The organism is Lysobacter daejeonensis GH1-9, assembly GCF_000768355.1.
Taxonomy (GTDB): domain Bacteria; phylum Pseudomonadota; class Gammaproteobacteria; order Xanthomonadales; family Xanthomonadaceae; genus Aerolutibacter; species Aerolutibacter daejeonensis.
The window spans coordinates 1-1,176 of sequence record NZ_AVPU01000075.1 but is presented as its reverse complement, the minus strand read 5'-3'; the positions used below and the strand labels follow the sequence as shown (position 1 = coordinate 1,176).

The 1,176-nt window shown below is 65.1% G+C and carries 1 protein-coding gene; it reads left to right on the top strand.

Annotated features, from left to right (window positions below; genetic code table 11):
* Positions 1 to 1,176 (top strand): elongation factor Tu (gene tuf / locus N800_RS15020; RefSeq protein WP_156963032.1); only part of this gene is annotated, 1,176 nt, incomplete at both ends.

Genomic DNA, 1,176 nt, shown 5'->3' with positions numbered 1-1,176 from the left:
AAGGGTAAGTTCGAGCGCACCAAGCCGCACGTGAACGTGGGCACCATCGGTCACGTTGACCACGGCAAGACCACGCTGACCGCAGCGCTGACCAAGGTGGGCGCGGAGCGTTTCGGTGGTGAGTTCAAGGCCTATGACGCGATTGACGCGGCGCCGGAAGAGAAGGCGCGCGGCATCACGATCTCGACCGCGCACGTGGAATACGAGTCCCCGACCCGTCACTACGCGCACGTTGACTGCCCGGGCCACGCCGACTACGTGAAGAACATGATCACCGGTGCCGCCCAGATGGACGGCGCGATCCTGGTGTGCTCGGCCGCTGACGGCCCGATGCCGCAGACCCGCGAGCACATCCTGCTGTCGCGTCAGGTCGGCGTGCCGTACATCGTCGTGTACCTGAACAAGGCCGACATGGTGGACGACGCCGAGCTGCTCGAGCTGGTCGAGATGGAAGTGCGCGAGCTGCTGAGCAAGTACGACTTCCCGGGCGACGACACCCCGATCATCCACGGTTCGGCCCGCCTGGCGCTGGAAGGCGACCAGTCGGAGATCGGCGTGCCGTCGATCCTGAAGCTGGTCGAGGCGCTGGATACCTTCATTCCGGAGCCGGAGCGCGACATCGACAAGCCGTTCCTGATGCCGGTCGAAGACGTGTTCTCGATCTCGGGTCGCGGCACCGTGGTGACCGGCCGTATCGAGCGCGGCATCATCAAGGTCGGTGACGAAATCGAAATCGTCGGTATCCGTCCGACCCAGAAGACGACCGTGACCGGCGTCGAGATGTTCCGCAAGCTGCTGGACCAGGGCCAGGCAGGCGACAACGCCGGTCTGCTGCTGCGCGGCACCAAGCGTGACGACGTCGAGCGCGGCCAGGTGCTGTGCAAGCCGGGTTCGATCAAGCCGCACACCGACTTCGAAGCCGAAGTGTACGTGCTGTCGAAGGACGAAGGCGGCCGTCACACCCCGTTCTTCAAGGGCTACCGTCCGCAGTTCTACTTCCGCACCACCGACATCACGGGCGCCGTGACCCTGCCGGAAGGCGTGGAGATGGTGATGCCGGGTGACAACATCAAGATGGTGGTCACCCTGATCAACCCGGTGGCGATGGACGAAGGCCTGCGCTTCGCGATCCGCGAAGGCGGTCGCACCGTCGGCGCGGGCGTCGTCGCCAAGATC